The sequence below is a fragment of the uncultured Williamsia sp. genome, from assembly GCF_947494875.1.
Lineage (GTDB): Bacteria > Actinomycetota > Actinomycetes > Mycobacteriales > Mycobacteriaceae > Williamsia_A.
Window position 1 is genome coordinate 174,410 of sequence record NZ_CANLWM010000010.1, and the last position, 26,048, is coordinate 200,457.

General features: G+C 69.9%; 25 protein-coding genes. 23 read left to right on the top strand and 2 right to left on the bottom strand.

Features of this window, described 5'->3' with window-relative positions:
* Positions 1-139: 139 nt before the first annotated feature.
* The 6 genes from argS (at position 140) to rho (ending at position 9,075) form a co-directional block, all read left to right on the top strand.
* A complete protein-coding gene (gene argS / locus Q1A98_RS21630) occupies positions 140-1,792 on the top strand; it encodes an arginine--tRNA ligase (protein WP_299577351.1) in 1,653 nt (550 codons plus the stop codon).
* Positions 1,789-3,216 (top strand): diaminopimelate decarboxylase, encoded by a 1,428-nt coding sequence (gene lysA / locus Q1A98_RS21635; RefSeq protein WP_299577353.1) that lies wholly within the window; start codon positions 1,789-1,791, stop codon positions 3,214-3,216. Before argS ends, lysA begins: the two co-directional genes overlap by 4 nt.
* Positions 3,213-4,526 carry a homoserine dehydrogenase gene (locus Q1A98_RS21640; protein WP_299577355.1) on the top strand — a complete coding sequence of 438 codons (1,314 nt, stop codon included), beginning with the start codon at positions 3,213-3,215 and terminating at the stop codon, positions 4,524-4,526. Before lysA ends, Q1A98_RS21640 begins: the two co-directional genes overlap by 4 nt.
* Positions 4,519-5,625, top strand: a complete 1,107-nt coding sequence (thrC, locus tag Q1A98_RS21645) for a threonine synthase (protein ID WP_299577357.1) — start codon at positions 4,519-4,521, stop codon at positions 5,623-5,625. The genes Q1A98_RS21640 and thrC overlap by 8 nt, the downstream gene beginning before the upstream one ends.
* Positions 5,626-5,655: 30 nt before the next feature.
* The gene (gene thrB, locus Q1A98_RS21650; protein WP_299577359.1) at positions 5,656-6,579 is read left to right on the top strand and encodes a homoserine kinase; all 924 of its coding nucleotides are present in this window, start codon (positions 5,656-5,658) and stop codon (positions 6,577-6,579) included.
* Positions 6,580-6,966: 387 nt separating this feature from the next.
* A complete protein-coding gene (gene rho / locus Q1A98_RS21655; protein WP_299577361.1) occupies positions 6,967-9,075 on the top strand; it encodes a transcription termination factor Rho in 2,109 nt (702 codons plus the stop codon).
* A 3-nt stretch (positions 9,076-9,078) separates the two neighbouring features.
* On the opposite strand, the gene Q1A98_RS21660 is transcribed toward rho, so the two are convergent.
* Positions 9,079-9,765 (bottom strand): DUF3105 domain-containing protein, encoded by a 687-nt coding sequence (locus Q1A98_RS21660; RefSeq protein ID WP_299577363.1) that lies wholly within the window; start codon positions 9,763-9,765, stop codon positions 9,079-9,081.
* Positions 9,766-10,051: 286 nt separating this feature from the next.
* On the opposite strand from Q1A98_RS21660, the gene rpmE reads away from it, so the two are divergent.
* From rpmE to Q1A98_RS21735, 15 genes are all read left to right on the top strand, one after another.
* Positions 10,052-10,285, top strand: coding sequence for a 50S ribosomal protein L31 (gene rpmE, locus Q1A98_RS21665; protein ID WP_299577365.1), 234 nt, complete (start codon positions 10,052-10,054; stop codon positions 10,283-10,285).
* A 109-nt stretch (positions 10,286-10,394) separates the two neighbouring features.
* Entirely contained in the window at positions 10,395-11,468 is a 1,074-nt protein-coding gene (gene prfA, locus Q1A98_RS21670) for a peptide chain release factor 1 (RefSeq protein WP_299577367.1), read from the top strand.
* Entirely contained in the window at positions 11,468-12,355 is an 888-nt protein-coding gene (prmC, locus tag Q1A98_RS21675) for a peptide chain release factor N(5)-glutamine methyltransferase (RefSeq protein ID WP_299577369.1), read from the top strand. The genes prfA and prmC overlap by 1 nt, the downstream gene beginning before the upstream one ends.
* Before the next feature lie 4 nt (positions 12,356-12,359).
* A complete protein-coding gene (locus tag Q1A98_RS21680) occupies positions 12,360-13,013 on the top strand; it encodes an L-threonylcarbamoyladenylate synthase (RefSeq protein ID WP_299577371.1) in 654 nt (217 codons plus the stop codon).
* A 65-nt stretch (positions 13,014-13,078) separates the two neighbouring features.
* Positions 13,079-14,293 (top strand): glycosyltransferase family 4 protein, encoded by a 1,215-nt coding sequence (locus tag Q1A98_RS21685; protein ID WP_299577373.1) that lies wholly within the window; start codon positions 13,079-13,081, stop codon positions 14,291-14,293.
* 220 nt (positions 14,294-14,513) lie between these two features.
* Positions 14,514-14,930, top strand: coding sequence for a hypothetical protein (locus Q1A98_RS21690; RefSeq protein ID WP_299577375.1), 417 nt, complete (start codon positions 14,514-14,516; stop codon positions 14,928-14,930).
* Positions 14,927-15,697: a F0F1 ATP synthase subunit A gene (gene atpB / locus Q1A98_RS21695; RefSeq protein ID WP_299577377.1), complete on the top strand. Its 771-nt coding sequence runs from the start codon at positions 14,927-14,929 to the stop codon at positions 15,695-15,697. Before Q1A98_RS21690 ends, atpB begins: the two co-directional genes overlap by 4 nt.
* A 97-nt stretch (positions 15,698-15,794) precedes the next feature.
* Complete coding sequence (locus Q1A98_RS21700) at positions 15,795-16,046, top strand: F0F1 ATP synthase subunit C (protein ID WP_045822205.1); 252 nt, start codon at positions 15,795-15,797, stop codon at positions 16,044-16,046.
* 36 nt (positions 16,047-16,082) lie between these two features.
* A complete protein-coding gene (locus Q1A98_RS21705) occupies positions 16,083-16,622 on the top strand; it encodes a F0F1 ATP synthase subunit B (protein ID WP_299577378.1) in 540 nt (179 codons plus the stop codon).
* Between the two features lie 3 nt (positions 16,623-16,625).
* Positions 16,626-17,975: a F0F1 ATP synthase subunit B/delta gene (locus tag Q1A98_RS21710; RefSeq protein ID WP_299577380.1), complete on the top strand. Its 1,350-nt coding sequence runs from the start codon at positions 16,626-16,628 to the stop codon at positions 17,973-17,975.
* A 64-nt stretch (positions 17,976-18,039) separates the two neighbouring features.
* Positions 18,040-19,671: a F0F1 ATP synthase subunit alpha gene (gene atpA / locus Q1A98_RS21715; protein WP_299577382.1), complete on the top strand. Its 1,632-nt coding sequence runs from the start codon at positions 18,040-18,042 to the stop codon at positions 19,669-19,671.
* A 49-nt stretch (positions 19,672-19,720) separates the two neighbouring features.
* A complete protein-coding gene (locus Q1A98_RS21720) occupies positions 19,721-20,650 on the top strand; it encodes a F0F1 ATP synthase subunit gamma (RefSeq protein ID WP_299577384.1) in 930 nt (309 codons plus the stop codon).
* A gap of 82 nt (positions 20,651-20,732) precedes the next feature.
* On the top strand, positions 20,733-22,184 hold the full coding sequence (atpD, locus tag Q1A98_RS21725) for a F0F1 ATP synthase subunit beta (RefSeq protein WP_299577386.1): 1,452 nt from the start codon (positions 20,733-20,735) through the stop codon (positions 22,182-22,184).
* 9 nt (positions 22,185-22,193) lie between these two features.
* The gene (locus Q1A98_RS21730) at positions 22,194-22,580 is read left to right on the top strand and encodes a F0F1 ATP synthase subunit epsilon (RefSeq protein WP_299577388.1); all 387 of its coding nucleotides are present in this window, start codon (positions 22,194-22,196) and stop codon (positions 22,578-22,580) included.
* A 163-nt stretch (positions 22,581-22,743) separates the two neighbouring features.
* Entirely contained in the window at positions 22,744-23,187 is a 444-nt protein-coding gene (locus Q1A98_RS21735) for a DUF2550 domain-containing protein (RefSeq protein WP_299577390.1), read from the top strand.
* Here Q1A98_RS21735 and Q1A98_RS21740 read toward each other — a convergent pair.
* Positions 23,164-23,781: a cob(I)yrinic acid a,c-diamide adenosyltransferase gene (locus Q1A98_RS21740; protein WP_299577392.1), complete on the bottom strand. Its 618-nt coding sequence runs from the start codon at positions 23,779-23,781 to the stop codon at positions 23,164-23,166. The genes Q1A98_RS21735 and Q1A98_RS21740 overlap by 24 nt on opposite strands.
* Positions 23,782-23,868: 87 nt before the next feature.
* Between Q1A98_RS21740 and Q1A98_RS21745 the strand changes: the two genes are divergently transcribed.
* Positions 23,869-24,345 carry an SRPBCC family protein gene (locus Q1A98_RS21745; protein ID WP_299577394.1) on the top strand — a complete coding sequence of 159 codons (477 nt, stop codon included), beginning with the start codon at positions 23,869-23,871 and terminating at the stop codon, positions 24,343-24,345.
* A 58-nt stretch (positions 24,346-24,403) separates the two neighbouring features.
* Entirely contained in the window at positions 24,404-25,690 is a 1,287-nt protein-coding gene (gene murA, locus Q1A98_RS21750) for a UDP-N-acetylglucosamine 1-carboxyvinyltransferase (protein WP_299577396.1), read from the top strand.
* The last annotated feature ends 358 nt before the right edge of the window (positions 25,691-26,048 follow it).

Consider the following 26,048-nt stretch of genomic DNA (forward strand, 5'->3'; position numbering starts at 1 on the left):
AGGCGATCCTGTGGCGCGATGTCGGACCGCCGCGTGGGGCCCGCCGGTGACGCGTCCCGTCCGACCCGCCCGGACCTGCGGATGTGCGCGTGACGTGCGGATGTGGTCGTCGCGGGCCGGGCCCATAGGATGATGACCCGTGACTCCCACGGAACTCCCCGACGTGCTGCGTGACGCGACGACCGCCGTGTTGTCGCGCCGTGGGCTCGACACGTCCGTGGTCCCGGAGACGGTGGTCGTCGAGCGGCCGCGCAACCCCGAGCACGGCGACTACGCGACCAACATCGCGCTGCAGATCGCCAAGAAGGTGGCCACGTCCCCGCGCGACCTGGCGCAGTGGCTGGCCGACGAGCTCGTCGCCGTCGAGGGCATCGCCACCGCCGAGATCGCGGGGCCCGGGTTCCTGAACCTGCGCCTCGCCGCGGCCAGCCAGAACGTCGTCGTGTCCGATGTGCTGGCGGCGGGTGATGCCTACGGCCGGGGTTCGACCCTCGCCGGGCGCAGCATCAACCTGGAGTTCGTGTCCGCGAACCCGACGGGCCCGATCCACCTGGGCGGCACCCGCTGGGCCGCGGTCGGCGACGCCCTCGGACGCGTACTGGCCGCGCAGGGCGCCGCGGTGACCCGGGAGTACTACTTCAACGACCACGGGACCCAGATCGACCGGTTCGCGAAGTCGTTGCTCGCCGCCGCCCTCGGCGAGCCTGCGCCCGAGGACGGGTACGCGGGCGCCTACATCGCCGAGATCGCCGAGCACGTCCGGCAGCAGCGTCCCGACGTCCTCGACCTGCCCGAGGACGAGCGCCTCGAGGTGTTCCGTTCGGTCGGTGTCGACGCGATGTTCGACCAGATCAAGCGCAGTCTCGACGATTTCGGCACGCACTTCGACGTCTACACGCACGAGAACTCCATGTTCTCGAGCGGTGCGGTCGAGGAGTGCATCGCCGTGCTCAAGGACAACGGCAACCTGTACGAGAACGACGGTGCGTGGTGGCTGCGGTCCACCGACTTCGGCGACGACAAGGACCGTGTGGTCATCAAACGCGACGGCGACGCCGCGTACATCGCCGGCGACATCGCCTACTTCCGCGACAAGCGCAACCGCGGCTTCGACCTGTGCATCTACATGCTCGGCGCCGATCACCACGGGTACATCAAGCGGCTCAAGGCCGCCGCCGCCGCGCTCGGTGACGACCCCGACAGGCTCGAGGTCCTCATCGGCCAGATGGTCAACCTGGTCCGGGACGGTAAACCCGTCCGCATGAGCAAGCGCGCGGGCACCGTCATCACGCTCGACGACCTCGTCGACGCGGTCGGTGTCGACGGTGCGCGGTACTCGCTGATCCGGTCGTCGGTGGACGTCAACCTCGACATCGACCTCGACCTGCTGACGACGCAGTCGAACGAGAACCCGGTCTACTACGTGCAGTACGCGCACGCGCGGCTGTCGGCGATCGGCCGCAACGCCGCCGATCTGGGCGTCACCGCGGACGCGGGTGCGCTCGACCTGCTCGTCGAACCGGCCGAGGGTGAGCTCATCCGGACGCTCGGCGACTTCCCGGGTGTCGTCGAGACGGCCGCGACACTGCGTGAGCCGCACCGGATCTGTCGCTACCTCGAGACGCTCGCGGGGACGTACCACCGGTTCTACGACCGGTGTCGGATCCTGCCGCAGGGCGACGAGGAGCCGACCAGGCTGCACGGCGCCCGACTGGCCCTCTGTGACGCGACGCGACAGGTCGTCGCCAACGGCCTCGACCTCGTGGGCGTCAGTGCGCCGGAGCGGATGTGATGGCGCACCCGGCCGGCCCCCGCCACGCCGAGGGCCCCGCGACGCGCGGCACCGACGGCGACGGTGTCCCCTCGACCGTGGCACAGATGGGCGAACTGCCCGACCACGTGTGGCCGCGGAACGCCCGTCGCGGTGACGACGGAGCCGTCACCCTCGCCGGTGCATCCGTGCACGAGCTCGCCGCCGACCACGGCACACCGCTGTTCGTCGTCGACGAGGACGACTTCCGCTCCCGCTGCGCCGACATGTTGGACGCGTTCGGGGCGACCGGACGCGTGCACTACGCGTCGAAGGCATTCCTGTGCAGTGAGATCGCCCGCTGGGTCGACCAGGAGGGCCTCAGCCTCGACGTGTGCTCGGGCGGTGAGTTGGCCCTGGCGCTGCGCGCCGGGTTCCCCGCCGCGCGGATCGCGTTGCACGGCAACAACAAGTCACCCGAGGAACTCGAGGCCGCCGTCGCCGCCGGGGTCGGCCATGTCGTCGTCGACTCGGCCGTGGAGATCGAGCGCCTCGACGCCGCCGCCGGTGCGGCCGGTGTGGTGCAGGACGTCCTGATCCGCGTGACCGTCGGCGTCGAGGCCCACACCCACGAGTTCATCTCCACCGCCCACGAGGACCAGAAGTTCGGGTTCTCGCTGAGCGGGGGGGTCGCGATGGACGCCGTGCGCAGGGTCTTCGCCGCCGACAACCTGCGCCTGGTCGGGTTGCACAGCCACATCGGCTCGCAGATCTTCGATCTCGACGGTTTCGAGCTCGCCGCCCATCGTGTGCTGGGCCTGCTGGCCGACGTCGTCGCCGAGTTCGGGGTCGACAAGACCGCGCAGCTGTCGGTGCTGGATCTGGGTGGGGGCCTGGGCATCTCCTACGTCCCCGATGACGACCCGCCGCCGGTCTCGACGGTCGCTACGACGCTCGTCGACATCGTGCAGCGGCAGTCTGCGCAGCTCGGTCTGCCCACCCCGGTCCTCGCGGTGGAGCCCGGACGCGCGATCGCCGGACCCGGCACCGTGACCCTCTATCGGGTGGGGACCGTGAAGGACGTGGCGATCGGCGGTGGTCGACACCGGCGGTACGTCTCGGTGGACGGTGGGATGAGCGACAACATCCGCACGGCCCTGTACGGCGCCGAGTACGACGTCCGACTGGCCTCGCGCACCAGCGAGGCGCCCGCGACCCGCAGCCGGGTCGTCGGGAAGCACTGCGAGAGCGGCGACATCGTCGTCAAGGACTGTTGGCTGCCCGACGACGTCGCCCCCGGTGACCTGCTGGCCGTCGCGGCCACCGGCGCCTACTGCTACGTGATGTCGAGCCGGTACAACATGGCGGCCCGACCGGCGGTCGTCGCGGTACGCGACGGTGCGTCACGCACACTGCTACGACGCGAGACGCTCGCGGATCTGATGAGCCTGGAGGTGGATCGATGACCGACGACGCACGCCGGACGATCGGTGTGGCGGTGCTCGGCATGGGCAACGTCGGCGCCGAGGTGGTGCGGATCCTGCAGCAGAGCGCCTCGGACCTGGAGGCGCGTGTCGGTGCGCCGCTGGAGATCCGCGGTGTCGCGGTGCGGGATCTGGGCAAGGCCCGGTCCTGGTGCTCGCCGTCGCTGCTCACCGACGACGCCGCCTCGCTCGTCGTCCGCGACGACGTCGACGTGGTCGTCGAGCTCATCGGTGGGATCGATCTGCCGCGCGCACTGATCGGCACCGCACTGGAACACGGCAAGTCGGTGGTCACGGCGAACAAGGCGCTGCTGGCCGACTACACCGGCGAGCTCGCGACGATCGCGGCCCGCGCCAACGTCGACCTCTACTTCGAGGCGTCGGTGGCCGGTGCCATCCCGGTGATCCGGCCGTTGATGCAGTCGCTGGCCGGCGACACCGTGCAACGCGTCGCCGGGATCGTCAACGGCACCACCAACTTCATCCTCTCCGCGATGGCGGAGAACGGCGACGACTACGCGTCGACGTTGGCCGAGGCCGGACGGCTCGGGTACGCCGAGGCCGACCCGACCGCCGACGTCGAGGGCTACGACGCCGCGGCGAAGGCGGCGATCCTCGCCTCGATCGCGTTCCACAGCCGCGTCACCGCGGGCGACGTGTACCGCGAGGGCATCTCGACCATCACCACCGACGACCACGAGTCCGCCGCGACCCTCGACTGCACCATCAAGTTGCTGTCGATCTGCGAGCGCATCGACGACTCGATGGGGCGCCAACGGATCTCGGCGCGGGTCTACCCGGCGCTGGTGCCGAACTCGCACCCGCTCGCATCGGTGAACGGCGCCTTCAACGCTGTCGTCGTGGAGGCCGAGAACGCCGGCCGGTTGATGTTCTACGGCCAGGGCGCGGGCGGGTCGCCGACGGCGTCGGCGGTGCTCGGTGACCTGGTGATGGCCGCCCGGAACAAGGTGCACGGGGGTCGCGGTCCGCTCGAGTCGACGTACGCCTCGCTGCCGATCGCACCGATCGGTGACGTCAACACCCGCTACTACGTGTCGATGAAGGTCGCCGACCGGCCGGGCGTGTTGTCCACCGTCGCAGGCGAGTTCGCCAAGCGCCGGGTGAGCATCTCGACGGTCCGCCAGGCGGGTGCGGGTGACGACGCGCGCCTCATCGTGGTGACCCACCGCGCCCCGGACTCCGCGCTGTCGGAGACCGTGGACGCCCTGAAGGATCTCGACGCCGTGCTGTCGGTGTCGAGCGTGCTCCGTCTGGAGGGAACCGATGTCTGACAGTCACGTCGACGCCCGGGAGGCGCGTCGCCCCGGCGTGCACACGCGGTGGCCCGGACTCATCGAGGCCTATCGGGACCGTCTGCCCGTCGACGCCGACACGCGCGTGGTCACCCTGCTCGAGGGCGGTACGCCGCTGCTCACGGCGCCGCACCTGTCGGAGATCACCGGCTGCGAGGTGTACCTGAAGGTCGAGGGGGCCAACCCGACCGGCTCGTTCAAGGACCGCGGGATGACGATGGCGGTGAGCATGGCCGTCACGCACGGCAAGAAGGCCGTGCTCTGCGCCTCGACGGGCAACACCTCGGCGTCGGCGGCGGCCTACGCCACACGCGCCGGCATCACGTGTGCGGTGCTCATCCCCACCGGCAAGATCGCCATGGGCAAGCTGGCTCAGGCGGTGATGAGCGGCGCCACGATCATCCAGGTGAAGGGCAACTTCGACGACTGTCTGGAGCTCGCCCGCAAGGCGACCGCGGAATTCTCCGAGATCGAGCTGGTCAACTCGGTGAACCCCGCACGGATCGAGGGGCAGAAGACCGCGGCGTTCGAGATCGTCGACGTCCTGGGCCGCGCGCCCGACGTCCACGCGCTGCCCGTCGGCAACGCGGGCAACATCACCGCGTACTGGAAGGGCTACACCGAGTACCACGCGGACGGTGTCGCGTCGTCGCTCCCGCGGATGCTCGGTGTGCAGGCCGCCGGCGCCGCGCCCCTGGTCACCGGGCAACCGGTGAAGAACCCCGAGACCGTCGCGACGGCGATCCGCATCGGGTCGCCCGCGAGCTGGTCGCAGGCCGTCGCCGCGAAGGACGAGTCCGGGGGCGTCTTCCGTGCCGCCACCGACGAGAAGCTGCTCGAGGCCTACCGCCTGGTCGCCGGCAGGGAGGGTGTCTTCGTCGAGCCGGCGTCGGCGGCCAGCGTCGCCGGCCTGCTCGCCGCCCGCGAGGACGGGTGGATCTCGGCGGGGGAGACAGTCGTGTGCACCGTGACCGGCAACGGCCTCAAGGACCCCGACACCGCGCTGGCGGGCATGCCCGAGGTGAAGGCCATCGACGTGGACCCGCATGCGGTCGCCCGCCTGCTCGAGGTGGGCTGACATGGCCGACGCTCCCCGCGGACGTCGCTGATGTTCCCGGTGCTGCCCGACGGCGTCGTCACCGACGTCCGCGTCGCGGCCTCGTCGGCGAACCTGGGGTCCGGGTTCGACTCCCTCGGAATCGCCCTCGACGTCTACGACGACCTGCGGGTGCGCGTGACACCCTCGGGTGTGCGGGTGGCCGTCGACGGTGAGGGTGCGGGGACGGTGCCTCTGGACGACACGCACCTCGTCGTGCGCGCACTTCTGCGCGGACTCGAGGCGGGCGGTGTGGCGGCCCCGGGCCTCGACATCGTGTGCCGCAACGCGATCCCTCACTCGCGAGGGCTGGGCTCCTCCGCCGCGGCCGTCGTGTCCGGGCTGGCGGCGGCGTCCGGTCTCATGGCCAAGAGTGGTGTGCGACAGGGTTTCTCGGCCGACCAGCTCATCCAGCTGGCCGGGGAGTTCGAGGGTCATCCCGACAACGCCGCCGCGAGCGTCCTGGGATCGGCGGTGGTCTCGTGGACCGAGGAGGTCGACGGCGCGCCGACCTACCACGCCCGTCCGCTGACGGTGCACCCGTCGATCGCGGTGACCGCATTCGTCCCCCAGCACGAGTCGTCGACGGCGTTGACCCGCGGACTGCTGCCCGACGCCGTGCCCCGGCTCGACGCCGTGCACAACCTCAGCCGCAGCGCGCTGGCCGTCCTCGCCCTCACGGCGGATCCGTCGTGTCTGCTCCCGGCGACCGCCGACCGGCTGCACCAGCACTACCGCGCCCCCGTGCTGCCCGACACCACCGGCATCGTCGCCGAGTTGCGGGCCCGCGGGATCGCGGCGTTCGTCTCCGGGGCCGGACCGTCGGTGCTCGCGCTGCACGATCGTCGCATCCCGGACGAGAGCATCGCCCTGGCGGCCGGGCTGGGCTTCGACGCCCGACCGCTGCGTGTCGCCGGTCCGGTGTCCATCACCTGACACGCCGGACAGGGCGGGTGTTGCCGCAGGGCGGCATGGTGGATACCATGAGGTCGTCTCGCAGCGGACATGCGATCGTCCTGCCGCGCCCATCTCCTCCGAGATCCGAGCCCTTCGGTGCTCGACGCGACATGGGCTCGCGCAAAGTTCGACTCGGCCGCAGATCGTTCGAGCAGTACGCGCGTGACACCACCGCCCCGGCGTGCCGGTCCACGACGACCGCACACGAACCACGTGTGCACCCGCCGCGTGACGTCCCGCCGACCCGGTGCGGACCACACAGACTTCCGGCCACGTCGATCTGACGGGTGGGGAAACCGCCGCATCCACGGCGGGGATTGCGAACCTCCGCGGTGCTTCTCACGGTGGAGGAATGAAAGGACATCCGTGACCGATACGGACCTGATCTCGACTCCGGCACCCGAGGCGGCACCGTCCGCCGAGGCGCCCGCACGCGGCGGACGCTCTCGCGGGACCGGACTCAACGCGATGGTGCTCACCGAGCTGCGTCAACTCGCCGGCGAACTGGGCATCCGCGGTACCTCGGGCATGCGCAAGGGCGACCTCGTCGCGGCGATCGCGGCCCGCCAGTCGACCGGCTCGTCGGGTTCCCCGTCGGCGCCGACGAACGGCACGAACGGTTCGCACGATGCCCCGGCGGCCGCCGCCGAGACAGCGCCCGCCGCCCCGGAGGCCGCCGAGTCGGCCCCGGTGGCCACGGACGAGAACCGCACGCAGGACGCCGGCACCCGCCGTGACGGCGGCCGTCCGGCACGGGAGAAGGACGGTGCGTCCGACGGCTCCCGCGGGGCGGACGCCGACGCGAACGACGGCGAGTCGGGTCGGGACACCGGCCGCGACGATCGCCCTCAGCGCACCCGCGAGCGCGGACGCCGCGGCGAGCAGGGTGGCGAGCAGGGCCGCACCGACCAGCGCGGTGAGCAGAACCGCAACGACCAGGGCGGCGAGGGCCGGGGGAACCGCGGCAACCGCAACGGCGAGAACCGCGGCGACGGCAACCAGAACCGGGGCGGCGACAACCGCAACGACGGGAACCAGAACAACCGGGGCGCGGACAACCGCGGCGACGGGAACCAGAACAACCGGGGCGGGGACAACCGCGGCGACGGCAAGCAGGGCAACCGCGACCGGGACAACCGCGAGAACCGCGGGGACGACCAGGGCCGCGGCGGTCAGAACGGCCCGCGGGGTGGCGGCAACGACCGTCAGGACGACGACGGCGAGGGCGGTCGCGGACGTCGAGGTCGTCGTTTCCGTGAGCGTCGTCGTGGGCGTGACCGCGACGGCGGCGGCGGCAACGACGTCGAGCCGCAGATCAACGAGGACGACGTCCTGCAGCCGGTCGCCGGCATCCTCGACGTCCTCGACAACTACGCGTTCGTCCGGACGTCGGGTTACCTCGCGGGACCGAACGACGTGTACGTGTCGATGAACCTCGTGCGCAAGAACGGCCTGCGCCGCGGCGACGCGATCACCGGCGCGGTGAAGCTCCCGCGCGACGGTGAGCAGAACAACCAGCGGCAGAAGTTCAACCCGCTCGTCCGCCTGGACACGGTGAACGGCGGCGACGTCGAGGCCGCCCGCAAGCGGCCCGAGTTCGGCAAGCTCACCCCGCTCTACCCGAACGAGCGACTGCGTCTGGAGACCACGCCCGAGCGGTTGTCGACCCGCGTGATCGACCTGGTCATGCCGATCGGCAAGGGTCAGCGCGCGCTGATCGTCTCGCCGCCCAAGGCGGGAAAGACGACGGTCCTGCAGGACATCGCCAACGCGATCTCCATCAACAACCCCGAGTGCCATCTCATGGTCGTCCTCGTCGACGAGCGTCCCGAGGAGGTCACCGACATGACCCGGTCGGTGAAGGGCGAGGTCATCGCCTCCACCTTCGACCGCCCGCCGTCGGACCACACGTCGGTCGCCGAGCTGGCCATCGAGCGTGCCAAGCGCGTCGTCGAGTCCGGCAAGGACGTCGTGGTCCTGCTCGACTCGATCACCCGTCTCGGCCGTGCGTACAACAACGCCTCGCCGGCGTCGGGCCGCATCCTCTCCGGTGGTGTCGACTCGACCGCGCTCTATCCGCCCAAGCGGTTCCTCGGCGCGGCGCGCAACATCGAGAACGGCGGGTCGCTCACCATCATCGCCTCGGCGCTGGTGGAGACCGGTTCCACCGGTGACACGGTGATCTTCGAGGAGTTCAAGGGCACCGGCAACGCCGAGCTCAAGCTCGACCGCAAGATCTCCGAACGTCGCGTGTTCCCGGCGGTCGACGTCAACGCGTCGAGCACCCGCAAGGACGAGCTGATGATGTCGGCGGACGAGTTCGCGATCGTCCACAAGCTCCGTCGTCTGCTGTCGGGCCTGGACTCCCAGGCCGCGATCGACCTGTTGATGTCGCAGCTGCGGAAGTCGAAGACGAACATCGAGTTCCTCATGCAGGTGCAGAAGAACGCTCCCGGTCAGCTCACCGAGGACTGACCCTCACGCGTCCGGCACGGCCGACGCGGGCAGGGGAGCGGTGTCCGCCGGCGGCGGGTCGTCGACGTCGAACACGCCGGTGCTCGCACAGGTTCCGGTCGGTTCGGGCGACGCGGTCGCTCGGGCGTCCTCCGGGTAGACGCCCTTCTGGGTGTTGAGCCGGGTGGCGGTGACGAACCTGTCGATGCGGGGGTCGTCGGCGCGATCGACCTTCAGCTGGTGGCCCCACGCCTGCACCGAGATCGGCGTGTCGAGCCCGGGGTAGGGCGACATGAGCGTGTGGTCGATCCCGGTGACGCGTCGTGCCAGCGCCGCGACCGACCTCGCGTCGAGCGTCGGCGCATAGGTGATCCACACCGCCCCGTGTTCCATCGAGTGCACGGCGTTCTCCACGCGGAGGGGCTGCGGGTAGACGACACCGGTGCACGTCGCCCACACCGCGTCGTGACGACCGCCGATCGGCGGCGAGAAGCGGTAGGCGACGCGCTTGCCGGGGCCGACGTGACCGCCTCGGTAGAAGGCCCGGACGACGCCCGGGATGCGCATCGCCGGGTCGGGATCCGACGTCGACGGGACGTCACCGCGCGGCGTGGCGTCGCCGCCGCGGCCGAGGGACACGGCCACCGCGACCCCCACCGTGACCAGCGCGACGACCGCCACGACCACCGCGATCATCGGTCCGCGACGCATCGCACCTCCTCGGATCCGGCCGCCACGCGGCTCGGTCGCCGGCGGGAACCGCCCATGGTAAGGGTGCCGCATGCGTGGGGAATGCCCCGACCTCGAGCATGGTTGAGGAGTCTGTCCGAGCAAACAGGAGCCGATCACGGACCGATTCGGTCGCTGACCTGGCCTCTGGCATACTCGGCACGGTTGTGCACCACCTCGATGCACATCATCACCGTCCGGTTCCGGTTCACACCGTGATGTCCCCCCGGGGGCAGCGGTGACCCGGCGACCACGAAAGGGACACCAGATGAAGCAGGGCATCCATCCGCAGTACGTCGACACCACAGTGGTGTGCGGCTGCGGCAACACCTTCCAGACGCGGAGCACGCGGGAGACCGGCCAGATCACGGTCGAGGTCTGCTCGCAGTGCCACCCGTTCTACACGGGCAAGCAGAAGATCCTCGACACCGGCGGTCGTGTCGCCCGGTTCGAGAAGCGCTACGGCAAGCGCACGCCGAAGGGCGCCGACGCCGCCAAGTAGCACGTCCATCGACGCCCGTCCCGCGCTTCGCGCAGGGCGGGCGTCGGTGCGTCTGCACCCGTCTCGCCGACCGTGACGTCGGTCCTGTCCCGCACCCGAGGAGGTCGCCATGAGCACGACGCAGCCGTCGGCCGTCGACGACGTCCTCGCCGAGTACGCGGGACTCGAGTCCCAGATGGCCGACCCGTCGCTGCACGACGACCCGGCCGCCGCACGCCGTGTGGGGAAACGGTTCGCCGAGCTCGCGCAGGTCAAGGCCACCCACGACCGTCTCGTCGCCGCGCGCGACGATCTCGTCGCCGCCCGTGAGCTGGCCGCCGACGACCCGACCTTCGCGTCCGAGGTGACCGAACTCGAGGCGACGGTCGCCGAGCTCGACGTGGCCCTGGCCGACCTCCTCGCCCCACGGGACCCGCACGACGGTGACGACGTGGTGCTGGAGATCAAGTCCGGTGAGGGGGGCGAGGAATCGGCGCTCTTCGCCGCCGACCTCGCCCGTATGTACCTGCGCTACTGCGAGCGCCGTGGCTGGGCCGCAACGATTCTCGGCGTCACGGAGTCCGACCTCGGTGGGTACAAGGACGCCACGCTGTCGATCAAGGCGAAGGCGTCGTCACCCGACGGGGTCTGGGGCCGTATGAAATTCGAGGGCGGGGTGCACCGGGTGCAACGCGTCCCCGTGACCGAATCGCAGGGCCGCATCCACACCTCGGCCGCCGGTGTGTTGGCCTACCCCGAACCCGACGAGGTCGAGGCCGTGTCCATCGACGAGTCCGATCTGCGCATCGACGTGTACCGCAGCTCGGGCAAGGGCGGTCAGGGCGTGAACACCACCGACTCCGCGGTACGGATCACCCACCTGCCCACCGGGATCGTCGTCACCTGTCAGAACGAGCGGTCGCAGTTGCAGAACAAGGCGCGGGCCCTGCAGGTCCTCGCCGCGCGGCTCCAGGCCCTCGCGGAGGACGAGGCGCAGGCGCAGGCCGCGCAGGGGAGGGCCGCGCAGATCCGCACCGTCGACCGCTCGGAGCGCATCCGCACCTACAACTTCCCCGAGAACCGGATCACCGACCACCGCATCGGGTTCAAGGCCCACAACCTCGACGCCGTGCTCGACGGCGACCTCGACGCCCTGCTCGACGCACTCGTCGCCGCCGACCGTCAGGCGCGGCTGCAGGCCTGATGACCGCCCGCGTCCGAGACGTGATCGCCTCCGCGACACGACAACTCGCCGAGGCGGGGGTGGAATCGCCGCGGGTCGACGCGGAACATCTCGTCGCCCACGCACTGCGGACCGACCGCGGACGTCTCGTCGTCGTCGACGAGATGACCGACACCCAGCACGCCGCGGTGACCGACCTCGTCAGCCGACGCGCCGATCGCGAACCGCTGCAACACATCCTGGGCGACGCCGCCTTCGGCCCGCTGACCCTCGCCGTCGGCCCCGGGGTGTTCGTCCCCCGGCCGGAGACCGAGTTGTTGCTGGAATGGGCGGTGCAGGCGTGCACGGCGGCCGCCCCCTCGCCGCGCGTCGTGGACCTGTGCAGCGGCAGCGGCGCCCTCGCGCTGGGCGTCGCCGCCCTCACCGACGCGACGGTCGTCGCGGTCGAGAAGGACGACGACGCGCTCACATGGCTGCGCCGCAACGTCGCCGCGACGCCCGAGTCCCGACTCCGACGCGTCGACGTGCGCCACGGTGACGCGACCACCCTCGACTGGCGACGGGACAGCGACGGCGCGGTCGACGTCGTCGTCAGCAACCCGCCCTACGTGCCGACCACCGTCGACGTGCCACCCGAGGTCGCCGACCACGATCCGGCGATCGCGGTCTTCGGTGGGCGCGACGGGATGAGTGTCATCACCCCGATGGCCGCCGTCGTCGCGGCGATCCTCGCACCCGGGGGACGCTGCGCGATCGAACACGACGACACCACCGCCGACCGCGTCACCGCGGCTCTCGACGGCACCGACGCCTTCGACGAGATCACCTCGCACACCGATCTGTCGGGGCGGCCCCGGTTCGTGACCGCGCGCCGACGGTCGGACGCCGCCGCCAGGATGCGACAATGACGCCGTGAGCACGGTGTTCGATTGCAGCCAGGTCGATTCGCGCGCCGCCGGGATCCGCGCAGCGGTGGGTGCGGTGAAGTCGGGGCGACTCGTGGTCCTCCCGACGGACACCCTGTACGGGTTGGGGTGCGACGCCTTCGACTCCGATGCGGTCGCGTCCCTCCTCGCGACGAAGAACCGCGGACGCGACATGCCCGTCCCGGTGCTCGTCGGGTCCTGGGACACCATCGAGGGCCTCGTGCTGTCGGTGACGCCGCGGATGCGGGAGCTGGTCCGTGCGTTCTGGCCGGGCGGGCTCAGCATCGTCGTCGAACAGGCGCCGTCCCTGGCGTGGGACCTCGGGGACGCCGCCGGCACCGTCATGGTCCGCATGCCCCTGCACCCCGTCGCCATCGAGGTGTTGCGCGAGGTGGGACCGATGGCGGTCTCGAGCGCCAACCGGTCCGGCAACCCGCCCGCCACGACCGCCGACGAGGCCCGCGCCCAGCTCGGCGACGACATCGCCGTCTACCTCGACGGGGGACCCGCCGACCACGGGACACCGTCGACGATCGTGGACCTCTCGGGCCCCACGCCCGCGATCCTGCGATCAGGTGCCGTGGCACCCGAGCAGGTCGCCGAGGTGCTCGGCGTCGAGACCGCCACCCTCCTGGGGTGACCCCCGCGACGCGACGCGCCGCCGCGGGGCGGTGACGCCGGTCGCGACACCAGTAGATTCGACGGGTGCTCCTCGCCGCGACGACCCTCTCCAACAACGGTGCGGGTGTGCCGTTGCGCGAGTTGGCCCTCGTCGGCATGAGCGCGGCCCTCATCACCTATCTGGCCACCGGCGTGGTGCGGGTCCTCGCGACCCGGACCGGCGCCGTCGCCGTCCCGCGCGCCCGGGACGTGCACGCCGTCCCGACGCCGCGGCTCGGTGGCGTCGGCATGCTCCTCGGTGTGCTCGCCGCGATCCTCATCGCCCAGCAGTTGCCGGCGCTGACCCGCGGGTTCGCCTACACCGACGACATGGACGCGGTGGTGGTCGCCGCGCTGGTCATCGTGGTCGTCGGGATCATCGACGACCGCTGGGGCCTCGACGCGCTGACCAAGTTCGTCGGCCAGCTCACCGCCGCCGGGGTGCTGGTGCTGATGGGCGTGAGCTGGACGGTCATCCCCGTACCGTTCGGCGGCATCGACACCGTCGTCCTGGACCCGTTGCAGTCGGGTCTCGTCACCATCGCACTGACCGTAGCGACGATCAACGCGATCAACTTCGTCGACGGGCTCGACGGGCTGGCCGCGGGCCTCGCCTTCATCGCGGCGCTGGCGATCCTGCTGTTCTCGCTGGGCCTGCTCCGCGACCAGGGCGGCGACGTCAGCTACTACCCACCGGCACTCATCTCCGTGGCGCTCGCCGGGGCGTGTCTGGGCTTCTTGCCGCACAACTTCCAACCGGCGCGGATCTTCATGGGCGACTCGGGATCGATGCTCATCGGCCTCATGCTGGCGACCGCGTCGACCAGTGCGTCCGGCCGCATCGCCGTCACCGCCTACGGGCCCGCGGACCTGTTCTCGCTGTTGTCCCCGCTGATCCTGGTGGCCGCGGTCATGTTCATCCCCATGCTCGACATGCTGTTGGCCGTGATCCGCCGGACCCGGGCCGGAGTCGGCTTCTACACGCCGGACAAGATGCACCTGCACCACAGGTTGCTCGAGCTCGGGCACTCCCAGCGTCGCGTCGTCCTGGTGATCTACCTGTGGGTCGCGGTGCTGGCGTTCAGCGTCGCGGCGAGCACCGTCTTCTCGATCTCGGTGGTGGTCCCGGCCCTCGCGGGGGGACTGGTGGTGGCGATGGTCGCGACCGTCGTGCCCCGTCTGCGTCGGCGCGGCGTCGGCGCACGCATTCGGCGCCCGACCACGCGAACGCCGGCGAACAAGACATACCACCAGATGTAGTACTATTCGGTGTAGTAGCACCCTGAGGTGCGGGGAATAGTCGCAGCGTGTGACCGAGACCCCACGCAGGGCCCGCCGCGACAGCGTTGGTAGGGTCATCCTGACCGGCGAGCTTACGACCGCTTTACCCGCGGTTCGCACGCTCGATGGACGCCGCCCCCACCGACAGCCCATGCCGTACTCGACGACGAGTGCGGTACTCCGACCCGAGGAGAGGCCGATGACGACGTCGACCCCCAGCTCGTCGGAGCAGTTCTATCCCGCGATCCCGCTGTCGCTGAAGCGCCCCGCCATCATCGCCGGGGTCGCCGCGGTCATCGCCCTGGTCGTCTCCGGCATCCTCGGCCACATCCTGTTCGGGATCTTCTTCACCGCGGGCATCGCGCTGACCCTGGCCAACTCGAAGATGGTGCAGGCCAGCGTCGCCGCCGCCACCGAGGGTGACACCGGCCGCAAGAAGCCCGTCGTGCTCAACACCGCCGTCCGCCTCGCCATCATCACGGCGGCGGCACTGGCCATCGCGTTCGTGTTCCGGCCCGAGGGCCTCGGGGTCATGTTCGGCCTCGCCCTCGGCCAGGTCATCGTGGTGCTGTCCACGGTGATCCCCGTCATGAGAGGACTCCGCAAGCAGTCATGAGCGCCGTCTACACGTTGGCCGCCGAGGAATCCGGGGGCGATTCCAAGATCGAGGTGGGACACCACATCTCGGTGTCCATCGGTGGTCTCGAGTTCTACCTCGACACGATCATCGGGACCGCGGTCGCCGCGATCATCCTGCTCGGCCTCGCGTTCTACCTACGGGCCAAGGTGACCTCGGGTGTCCCGAACGGCGTGCAGCTGTTCTTCGAGACCGTCACGACGCAGTTCCGCGGTCAGATCGAGAGCGCGATCGGCATGCGCGTCGCGCCCTTCGTCCTCCCGCTTGCCGTCGGCCTCTTCTGCTTCATCCTCATCTCGAACTGGCTGTCGATCATCCCGTCGCAGTACGGGACCTCGGAGGGCACGGCGTCGGAGTGGCTGAAGCCGCCGGCGTCGGACGTCAACTTCGTCTACGCCCTCGCCGTGGTCGTCTTCGTCTGGTATCACGCCGCCGGCGTGAAGCGGCGTGGCTTCCTCGGTTACCCGAAGAAGCTCATCAAGGGCCACGTCGTCTTCCTCGCGCCGATCAACATCATCGAGGAGATCGCGAAGCCGGTCTCGCTCTCGCTGCGACTCTTCGGCAACATCTTCGCGGGCGGGATCATGATCTCGCTGATCACGCTGTTCCCGGCCTACATCGCCTGGGCCCCACATGCGGTCTGGAAGCTGTTCGACCTCTTCGTCGGACTCATCCAGGCGTTCATCTTCGCCCTCCTGACCATCCTCTACTTCAGCCAGTCGATGGAGTCCGAGGACGCGCACTGACCCTGGGCCACCCGGCCCGCCACCGGCGTGACGACGACGTCGTCGCCCACCCAACACGACCCGGCAACCGTTGCCGGTTCATCGAAAGGAACGAATCATGGATCCAACGATCGGCATGGGCGCACTGATCGGCGGCGGCCTCATCCTGGGCGGCGGCGCGATCGGCGCCGGTATCGGTGACGGTCTCGCCGGTGCGCAGCTGATCGCCGGCATCGCCCGGCAGCCCGAGGCGCAGAGTCGGCTGTTCACCCCGTTCTTCATCACCGTCGGCCTGGTCGAGGCCGCGTACTTCATCAACCTGGCGTTCATGGCGCTCTTCGTGTTCGCCACGCCGATCTCGGCGTCCTGACACAGGGCCTCACCACGGAAATCGGGAACTCACACCATGGCTCTCGCCGCAGGAAACTTCCTCATCCCAAACGCGACGTTCTTCGTCGTGCTGGTGATCTTCCTCATCGTGCTGGCGGTGATCGGCAAGTTCGTCGTGCCGCCCATCAAGCAGGTGCTCGAGGAGCGTGAGGAACAGGTCGCCCAGACCGGACGCGACAACCGCACGGCGACCGAGGAGTTCGAGGCCGCCGAGCGCGAGTACCGCGAGGCGATGAAGTCCGCCCGCGGCGAGGCCACCGGTATCCGCGACGAGGCCCGGGCCAAGGGACGCGAGACGCTGGAGCAGATGCGTTCGCGTGCCACCGCCGAGGCGGACGGTGCGGTCGCCGAGGCGACCGACCGGCTGCGCGCCGACGGCGAGAACGCCGCCGCCGATGCGCGGCAGGACGTCGGCCGTCTCTCGGCCGATCTCGCCAGCCGTGTGCTCGGGTTCGACGTGAGTTCCGACTCCCGTCTCGCCGAGAAGTTCACGAAGGCATCCACACCAGGGTCCGTGTCGCAGGAGACACGGCAGCCGAGCGGGACGGGGAGCTGACTCGTGTCCATCGTCATCGTCAACCTCATCGGGTTGGTCGTCATCGTCGCGGTGCTGGTCCGGTACGTCCGGCCGCCGGTCGCCAAGGCCATGAAGTCACAGCAGGACGCGGTCGCCGACCAGATCGCCGAGAGCGAGAAGGCCAAGAAGCGGCTGCAGGAGGCGCGTGACGCGCACGCCAACGCGGTCGAGGAGGCCCGCGCGACCGCGAGCCAGATCCGCGAGGAGGCCCGTGCCGACGCGCAGGCCATCTCCGAGGAACTCGCAGCCCAGGCCGACGCCGAGGTCGAGCGCATCCGCGAGCACGGCACGGCCCAGGTCGAGCTGAACCGCGCCAACCTGGTGCGCGGTCTGCGCGCCGACCTCGGACTGGCCTCGATCGAACTCGCCGGCTCCGCCGTGCGGGAACACCTGCAGGACGAGTCCGCACGCCAGGACTCGATCGACCGTGTCATCGACGAACTCGAGACGATGGTCGGGTCCGACGACGACCGGTCACGCGTCTCCGCGCCGTCCGATCTGGTCGGTCTGCACTCGATGCGCGCCGCGAGCCGCGAGGTCGTCCGCGGTCTCACGGAGGAGTTCGACCGCCGCACGGCCGATCTCGACGAGAGCGGCCTGCGGGCGCTCGCCGACGAGCTCGCCGACGTCGTCGCGGTCCTCACCCGCGAGCACGTCCTGCGCAAGCACCTCGGAGAGCCCTCCGACGACGCCGACTCGAAGAGGCGGCTCGTCGACGCGGTCTTCGGTTCGGTCGGCGAGACCACGAAGGCGCTGCTGCACACCGCGGCCACCGGACGGTGGTCGGAGACGACCGACCTCACCCAGGCACTCGAGCGTCTGGCCCGGTTCGCGCTGCTCGTCGTGGCCGACCGCGCGTCGACGATCGACGACGTCGAGGACCAGCTGTTCCGGCTCGGGCGCCTGCTGGTCGCCGAGCCGCGCCTGTCGTCCCTGCTCTCGGACCAGAACGCCGACGTCGAGGGACGACTGTCCCTGCTCGACTCGGTCATCGACGGCAAGGTCGACCCGACCACCGAGGCCCTCGTCGCCCAGTCGGTGCGGTTGCTGCGTGGCCAGTCGGCCGCGTCCGCCGTGTCCGATCTCGCCGAGCTCGCCGCCGCACGTCGTGGCGAGACCGTCGCCCACGTCATCGCGGCGATCGAACCCAGCGACAGCCAGCGTGAGCGGATCGCCGGCGTGCTGGGTCGCATCTACGGCCGAGAGATCTCCACGCAGGTCGAGGTCGACCCGGACCTGCTCGGCGGCCTGCGGGTCGCGATCGGCGACGAGGTCATCGACGCCGACGTCGCCACCAAGCTGACGCGCGCCGCGAGCGACCTCCCGTCATGACCGGATCTCACGGCCGACCCACACACCACACGGACCTACCCCAACGCAAGGAAGACTGATACCCATGGCGGAGTTGACGATCTCATCGGACGAGATCAAGGGTGCAATCGAGCAGTACGTCTCGTCGTTCACGGCCGAGGCCTCGCGTGAGGAGGTCGGTGTCGTCACCGACACCTCCGACGGCATCGCCCACGTCAGTGGCCTGCCCGGCGCGATGGCCAACGAACTCCTCGAGTTCCCGGGCGGCGTCCTCGGCGTCGCGCTGAACCTCGACGAGGACGAGATCGGTGCGGTCATCCTCGGTGACTACGAGCACATCGAGGAGGGTCAGCAGGTCAGCCGCACCGGTGAGGTCCTGTCGGTGCCCGTCGGCGACGGATTCCTCGGCCGCGTCGTCAACCCGCTCGGCCAGCCGATCGACGGCCAGGGCGACATCGAGTCCGACGAGCAGCGCGTGCTGGAGCTGCAGGCCGCCTCGGTGCTCGAGCGTCAGCCCGTCGAGGAGTCCCTGGCGACGGGCATCACCGCCATCGACGCCATGACCGCGATCGGTCGCGGACAGCGTCAGCTCATCATCGGCGACCGCAAGACCGGCAAGACCGCGGTCTGCATCGACGCCATCCTGAACCAGAAGGCGAACTGGGAGACCGGCGACGCCGACAAGCAGGTCCGCTGCATCTACGTCGCGATCGGGCAGAAGGGGTCCACGATCGCCGGCGTGAAGCAGGCACTCGAGGACGCCGGCGCACTGGAGTACACGACCATCGTCGCGGCGCCCGCCTCGGACTCCGCCGGCTTCAAGTGGCTCGCCCCCTACACCGGCTCGGCCATCGGCCAGCACTGGATGTACCAGGGCAAGCACGTCCTGGTGGTCTTCGACGACCTGACCAAGCAGGCAGAGGCCTATCGCGCGATCTCGCTGCTGCTGCGTCGCCCGCCGGGTCGCGAGGCCTACCCCGGCGACGTCTTCTACCTGCACTCGCGTCTGCTGGAGCGCTGCGCGAAGCTGTCCGACGAGCTCGGCGGCGGCTCGATGACCGGTCTGCCGATCATCGAGACCAAGGCCAACGACATCTCGGCGTTCATCCCGACCAACGTCATCTCGATCACCGACGGTCAGGTGTTCCTCGAGTCGGACCTGTTCAACAAGGGCGTCCGCCCCGCCATCAACGTCGGCACCTCGGTGTCGCGCGTCGGTGGTGCCGCGCAGACCAAGGGCCTCAAGAAGGTCTCCGGCTCGCTGCGTCTGGAGCTCGCTCAGTTCCGTGAGCTCGAGGCCTTCTCGGCGTTCGCCTCCGACCTCGACGACGCCTCCAAGGCGCAGCTCGAGCGCGGAGCCCGCTGGGTCGAGCTCCTCAAGCAGGACCAGTTCAGCCCGGTCTCCGTCGAGGACCAGATCGTCTCGATCTACCTCTGCGGGGCCGGACACCTCGACTCGGTCCCCGTCGAGGACGTCAAGCGCTTCATGGGTGAGCTGCTCACGCACCTGCACCACAGCGCGTCGGGCGTGTACGACTCGCTCGCCGGCGGCAAGGTCCTGTCCGACGACCAGGCCGAGTCGCTCGTCGACGAGGTCAACAAGTTCAAGCAGGGCTTCCAGGCCAGCGACGGCTCGCGCGTCGTCGACGACGAGGACGCCGATGCGATGGACGCCGACGACGTGACCAACGAAGAGATCAAGCTGCGGAAGTCCTGAGACGATGACCGTGTGCCGAGATCGACGAGACCCCCGAGGAGCGTGAGACATGGCCAGCATCCGTGAGCTGCGATCGCGCATCCGCTCGGTGCAGTCGACACGCAAGATCACCAAGGCCCAGGAGCTGATAGCCACCTCGCGCATCACCAAGGCGCAGGCGCGCGTGAACGCGTCCAAGCCGTACGCCGAGGAGATGACCTCGGTCCTGACCGAGCTCGCCAGCAAGTCGGGCACGCTGGACCATCCGCTGCTGAACGAGCGTCCGGAGCCCAAGCGGGCCGCGGTGCTCGTGGTCACCAGCGACAGCGGCCAGTGCGGTGGCTACAACTCCAACGTGCTGCGCGAGACCCGCGAGCTGCTCGCCCTGCTGCGGGACGAGGGCAAGGACCCGATCATCTTCGTGATGGGCAAGAAGGGCCTGGGCTACTTCACCTTCCGTGACATCGAGGTGGCGGGTTCCTGGACCGGGTTCTCCCAGCAGCCGCGCTACTCCGACGCGAAGACCGCGACCGACCGGCTCGTCGACCTGTTCGTCGCCGGTGCGGGCACCGACGTGGAGGGCGAGGACGAGGCCCCGACGCTCGAGGGCGTCGACGAGATCCATCTCGTCTACACCCGTTTCGCGTCGATGCTCAGCCAGGTCCCCGAGGTGCGTCGCATCGCCCCGCTGGTGGTCTCGGAGTCCGACGACTCCGAGGACGACTCGGACAGCCCCGCGCGCAACTACACGTTCGAGCCGGGTGCGGAGACGCTGCTGTCGGCGCTGCTGCCGAAGTACGTCGCCACCCGCGTGTACGCGGCACTGCTCGAGTCCGCGGCGTCGGAGTCGGCGGCACGCCGTACGGCGATGAAGGCCGCGACCGACAACGCCGACGAACTGGTCACCGACCTGTCCCGCCAGGCCAACCAGCTGCGGCAGGCGCAGATCACCCAGGAGATCAGCGAGATCGTCGGCGGGGCGAGCGCACTGGCGAACTGAGCATCACCATCGGTGGGGCAGCCGACCCCGCCGCGACGAGAACCACGAGATCCAGCGGCCGTCAGGCCAGGAAGTGACCACCATGAGCACTGCAACAACCGAGGCCCCGAGCACGTCGGGGTCGCGCGACGCGGCCGGCCGCGTCGTCCGAGTCATCGGACCGGTCGTCGACGTCGAGTTCCCGCGCGGCGCCGTCCCGGACCTGTTCAACGCCCTGCACGCCGACATCACCCTCGAGGCCGTCGCGAAGACGCTGACACTCGAGGTCGCCCAGCACCTCGGCGACAACCTGGTGCGCTGCGTCTCGATGCAGCCCACCGACGGTCTGGTCCGCGGGGCCGAGGTCCAGGACTCGGGCAAGTCGATCACCGTCCCCGTCGGCGACGTCGTCAAGGGGCACGTGTTCAACGCGCTCGGTGATTGCCTCGACGCGCCGGGCACCGGTCGTGACGGCGAGCAGTGGAGCATCCACCGCAAGCCCCCGGCCTTCGACCAGCTCGAGGGCAAGACCGAGATCCTCGAGACCGGCATCAAGGTGATCGACCTGCTCACCCCGTACGTCAAGGGCGGCAAGATCGGCCTGTTCGGTGGTGCCGGTGTCGGCAAGACCGTCCTCATCCAGGAGATGATCACGCGTATCGCGCGTGAGTTCTCCGGCACCTCGGTGTTCGCCGGCGTCGGCGAGCGCACCCGTGAGGGCACCGACCTCCACCTCGAGATGGAGGAGATGGGCGTCCTCCAGGACACCGCCCTGGTGTTCGGTCAGATGGACGAGCCGCCGGGCACGCGCATGCGCGTCGCGCTGTCGGCCCTCACGATGGCCGAGTACTTCCGCGACGAGAAGCACCAGGACGTGTTGTTGTTCATCGACAACATCTTCCGGTTCACCCAGGCCGGCTCCGAGGTCTCCACCCTGCTCGGCCGGATGCCTTCCGCCGTCGGGTACCAGCCCACGCTGGCCGACGAGATGGGTGAGCTGCAGGAGCGGATCACCTCGACGCGAGGCAACTCGATCACCTCGCTCCAGGCGATCTATGTCCCCGCCGACGACTACACCGACCCGGCGCCGGCGACCACGTTCGCGCACCTCGACGCGACCACCGAGCTCTCGCGCCCGATCTCGCAGCTGGGCATCTACCCGGCCGTGGACCCGCTGACCTCGACCTCGCGCATCCTCGAGGCGTCGATCGTCGGCGACGAGCACTTCCGCGTCGCCAACGAGGTCAAGCGCATCCTGCAGAAGTACAAGGAGCTGCAGGACATCATCGCCATCCTCGGCATGGACGAGCTGTCCGAGGAGGACAAGGTGACGGTGCAGCGAGCCCGTCGTCTGCAGAAGTTCCTCGGCCAGAACTTCATCGTCGCCGAGAAGTTCACCGGCCAGAAGGGCTCGGTCGTCCCGCTGTCGGACACGATCGAGGCGTTCGACCGCGTCTGCAAGGGCGAGTTCGACCACCTTCCGGAGCAGGCGTTCAACAGCTGCGGTGGACTCGACGACGTCGAGGCCGCGGCCGAGAAGATCTCCGGGAAGTGACGCGGGTCCATGGCTGACACAGGCTTTCCGGTCGAGGTCGTCTCGGTCGAGGAGCGGCTCTACTCGGGGGAGGCGACGTTCGTCATCGCCCAGACCACCGAGGGCGAGCTGGGCATCCTCAACCACCACGAGCCGCTGCTCGGACAGCTCATCCCCGGAGGCTTCGTCCTCATCGAGCAGACCGACGGCAAGCGGCGCGTCGCCGCGGTGCAGGGTGGCTTCCTGTCGGTGACCGGCGACTCGGTGACCGTCCTGGCCGAGTCGGCGGAGTGGGCGCGCGACATCGACGGTGACGCCGCCCGGCAGACGCTGGAGTCGGCCGAGGAGGGCTCCGAGGAGTACGAGCAGGCCCTGTCACGGGTCCGCGCGGTGGAGCAGCTGAACAACGAGAAGTGATGTACACGACGACCCGGACCGTGGTCCGGGTCGTCGTGGCAAGCTGGAGTCGGCATTCCGCCGGTGACGGCACAGAAGACCTGGATCTCGATCCCCGCAAACTGCAGAGTTTGCGGGGATCGCTGTATCCGGCCTCCCACCGGAGAGAGCTCAGGAGGCGCAGATGACGTGGACGACGACCCTCGCGATCGTCGTCCTCGTCGTGCTCGTCGCCGGCCTCGTCGGGCTCGGGCTGGGTGTCGCCGTCCGCGTCGCGCGCCTGCGCCGTCGGGGGACGGCGGTGCTGTTCCGGGTGCTGCCGGCGGGGGAGGACCGCGGGTGGCGGCACGGCATCGTGCGCTACAACGACGACGCCCTCGTCTACTACCGGTTGTCGAGCCTGCGCGCCGGGCCGAGCCGGGTCATCGAGCGGCAGGCCATCGAGGTGGAGCGCCGTCGCGAGCCGCACGGGACCGAGGTCGACGTCATCGAGGACATGACGGTCGTCGAGATCACCGCCGGCCGCAGTCGTTACGAGCTGGCGATGTCCGCGGGCGCGGTCACGGCGTTCCAGTCGTGGGTGGAGTCGCGCCCGTCGGAGCGCTCACGCCGACGGCGTTCCGCCTGACCCCTCCTCGCGCGGGTTGCGCTGGCGGTCGCCGCCCGGTCGCCACAGCACGTCCTCGCCGCCGTTCGCCGCGCGGGCGAGGATGAAGAGCAGATCGGACAATCGGTTCAGATAGCGCGCCGGCAACACCGACGTCGTGTCGGGATGCGCGTGCACGGCCGTCCACGCGGCGCGCTCGGCCCGCCGGGTGACGGTGCGCGCGGTGTGCAACAGCGCGGCCAGCGGCGACCCACCGGGCAGGATGAACGAGTCGAGCGGGGGGAGCGGATCGCCGTACTCGTCGCACCAGTGCTCGATCGAGTCGATGTACTCCTGCTTCACCCGCAGCGGCGGGTACTCCGGGTCGGGTACGACGGGGGTCGCGAGATCCGCCCCGGCGTCGAAGAGGTCGTTCTGCACCGTCGTGAGGATCTCGGTCATCCGCTCGTCAGGTGACCCGAGGGCGATCGCGACCCCGATCGCGGCGTTCGCCTCGTCGCACTCGGCGTAGGCGACGACGCGGGGATCCGTCTTGGGCACCCGGGAGAAGTCGCTCAGACCGGTGGTGCCGTCGTCGCCGGTCCGGGTGTAGATCCGGGTGAGATGCACAGCCATGGCCCAACCGTAGGTGACGGTGCTGTCCCGGTCCGCCGCGAGGAGCCGCGGGGCCGCCCGGGCCTGCGATGGCGATAGTCTCCCGACATGACGCCGAAGTCGTTCCGTGTGCAGCGCAGCCGCACGATCGCCGCCCCCGCCGCGGACATCGTGCGCGAACTCGAGGACTTTCGCCGATGGGTCGCCTGGTCACCATGGGAGGGCTCCGATCCGACCATGTCGCGGGAGTACGACGGTCCGACCTCGGGTGTCGGTGCGCGCTACCGCTGGTCGGGCAATCGCAAGGCCGGTGAGGGCTCGATGGAGATCGTGGCGGTCGACCGCCCGCGGTCCGTCGACATCAGGGTGGTCTTCTCGCGCCCCATGCGGGCGGACAACCGTGTGCGGTTCGACCTGGCGGACACCGACGGGGGAACACGCGTGACCTGGTCGATGACAGGGGAGAGCTCGGGTCTGGCTGGACTGTTCTCCCGCATCGTGCCGATGGATCGACTCGTCGGTGGGGACTTCGAGCGAGGTCTGGACCGGTTGGAGGCGACCGTGACCGCCGGACGGCAGGCGTGACACCCCGGTGTCGCGGGCGGCGTCGAAGCCGCTCCTCGACCTCGTTAGGCTCGAAAGCGTGAGCGATCGCTTCCTGGTGACCGGCGGTGCCCGCCTTGTCGGTGACGTGGCCGTGGTCGGTGCGAAGAACAGCGTCCTCAAGCTCATGGCCGCCGCGCTGCTGGCCGAGGGGCGCACCACGATCACCAACTGCCCGGAGATCGCCGACGTCCCGCTGATGGCCGATGTGCTGCGCGGACTCGGGGCGACCGTGGAGATCGACGGCGACGCCGTCGTCGTCGACACTCCGGCCGAACCCAAGTTCCACGCCGACTTCGACGCCGTGAAACAGTTCCGCGCCTCGGTGTGCGTTCTGGGGCCGCTGTTGGCTCGCTGCCGGCAGGCGGTCGTGGCATTGCCCGGCGGCGACGCGATCGGGTCGCGACCGCTGGACATGCACCAGGCGGGGCTGCGGGCACTGGGTGCGCACAGCTCCATCGAGCACGGGTGCGTCGTCGCCCGCGCGGATCGCCTCGTGGGAGCGGCCGTCGCGCTCGAGTTCCCCTCCGTGGGGGCGACGGAGAACATCCTCATGGCCGCCGTGCTCGCCGAGGGGACGACGACGATCGACAACGCCGCGCGGGAGCCGGAGATCGTCGACCTGTGCGTGATGCTCGGCCAGATGGGCGCGCACATCGACGGAGCGGGGACCTCGACGCTCACCGTGACCGGGGTCGACCGGCTCCACCCGACCACCCACCGCGTGGTCGGGGACCGCATCGTCGCAGCGACCTGGGGGGTCGCGGCCGCGATGACCCGGGGCGACATCCGCGTGAGTGGGATCGATCCGGCGCACCTGCACCTCGTGCTGCAGAAAATCACCGACGCCGGTGCGTCGGTGGAGCGGTTCGACGACGGGTTCCGGGTACGCCAGGAGGACAGGCCGCGTGCGGTGAACGTCTCGACCCTTCCGTTCCCGGGGTTCCCGACCGACCTGCAGCCGATGGCGATCGGTCTCGCGACCGTCGCGGACGGGATGTCGGTGATCACCGAGAACGTGTTCGAGGCGCGGTTCCGCTTCGTCGAGGAGATGGTGCGGCTCGGGGCCGACGCCCGCACCGACGGCCACCACGCGGTGGTGCGGGGGATCGAACGCCTCTCGAGTGCACCGGTCTGGTGCAGCGACATCCGCGCCGGCGCCGGACTCGTGCTGGCCGGGCTCGTGGCCGACGGGGTGACCGAGGTGCACGACGTGCACCACATCGATCGTGGGTACCCCGAGTTCATCGAGAAGCTGCGCGAGCTGGGCGCCGACGTCCGTCGCGTCGGCGACCGGTCGGATGGGCCCGCTGACCAGGCGATTTGACCGCGCGGCCAACGCTGCGTAGTTTCTTCCCAGTCAGCGCGCCACGGCGCCGCCCCGGTCCAGACCGGGAAGCCGGAAACCGGGCCTGCGCAGACATCCAGTCACCAGGACAGGCCGATTCGCTCGGCCGGTCATGGTGCGCCGAGGATCCCGGATCTGCCCCGCGAGAGCGGATTTGAACCGGACACGATCACTCTGCTAGGCTGGAAGAGTTGCTCCGGAGTCGGGGTGACAACCGAACTACAGCTTCCGATTACGAGCCCTACCAGGGAAAACGGGTCGTGGGTGTGTGTTCTTTGAGAACTCGATAGTGTGTTGACAATTGTTGGTGAGTTTTTGTTGCCTGCGATCATCTGTC

Excerpts from the sequence above, each read along its gene's own strand:
- thrC (WP_299577357.1), top strand. The coding sequence starts at position 4,519 with ATGTCTGACAGTCACGTCGACGCCCGGGAGGCGCGTCGCCCCGGCGTG.
- Q1A98_RS21735 (WP_299577390.1), top strand. The coding sequence starts at position 22,744 with ATGACGTGGACGACGACCCTCGCGATCGTCGTCCTCGTCGTGCTCGTC.
- prfA (WP_299577367.1), top strand. The coding sequence starts at position 10,395 with ATGAGCACGACGCAGCCGTCGGCCGTCGACGACGTCCTCGCCGAGTAC.
- Q1A98_RS21700 (WP_045822205.1), top strand. The coding sequence starts at position 15,795 with ATGGATCCAACGATCGGCATGGGCGCACTGATCGGCGGCGGCCTCATC.
- rpmE (WP_299577365.1), top strand. The coding sequence starts at position 10,052 with ATGAAGCAGGGCATCCATCCGCAGTACGTCGACACCACAGTGGTGTGC.
- Q1A98_RS21705 (WP_299577378.1), top strand. The coding sequence starts at position 16,083 with ATGGCTCTCGCCGCAGGAAACTTCCTCATCCCAAACGCGACGTTCTTC.
- Q1A98_RS21730 (WP_299577388.1), top strand. The coding sequence starts at position 22,194 with ATGGCTGACACAGGCTTTCCGGTCGAGGTCGTCTCGGTCGAGGAGCGG.
- thrB (WP_299577359.1), top strand. The coding sequence starts at position 5,656 with ATGTTCCCGGTGCTGCCCGACGGCGTCGTCACCGACGTCCGCGTCGCG.
- atpB (WP_299577377.1), top strand. The coding sequence starts at position 14,927 with ATGAGCGCCGTCTACACGTTGGCCGCCGAGGAATCCGGGGGCGATTCC.
- Q1A98_RS21745 (WP_299577394.1), top strand. The coding sequence starts at position 23,869 with ATGACGCCGAAGTCGTTCCGTGTGCAGCGCAGCCGCACGATCGCCGCC.
- Q1A98_RS21690 (WP_299577375.1), top strand. The coding sequence starts at position 14,514 with ATGACGACGTCGACCCCCAGCTCGTCGGAGCAGTTCTATCCCGCGATC.
- Q1A98_RS21640 (WP_299577355.1), top strand. The coding sequence starts at position 3,213 with ATGACCGACGACGCACGCCGGACGATCGGTGTGGCGGTGCTCGGCATG.
- Q1A98_RS21660 (WP_299577363.1), bottom strand. The coding sequence starts at position 9,765 with ATGCGTCGCGGACCGATGATCGCGGTGGTCGTGGCGGTCGTCGCGCTG.
- atpA (WP_299577382.1), top strand. The coding sequence starts at position 18,040 with ATGGCGGAGTTGACGATCTCATCGGACGAGATCAAGGGTGCAATCGAG.
- Q1A98_RS21740 (WP_299577392.1), bottom strand. The coding sequence starts at position 23,781 with ATGGCTGTGCATCTCACCCGGATCTACACCCGGACCGGCGACGACGGC.
- atpD (WP_299577386.1), top strand. The coding sequence starts at position 20,733 with ATGAGCACTGCAACAACCGAGGCCCCGAGCACGTCGGGGTCGCGCGAC.
- prmC (WP_299577369.1), top strand. The coding sequence starts at position 11,468 with ATGACCGCCCGCGTCCGAGACGTGATCGCCTCCGCGACACGACAACTC.
- Q1A98_RS21720 (WP_299577384.1), top strand. The coding sequence starts at position 19,721 with ATGGCCAGCATCCGTGAGCTGCGATCGCGCATCCGCTCGGTGCAGTCG.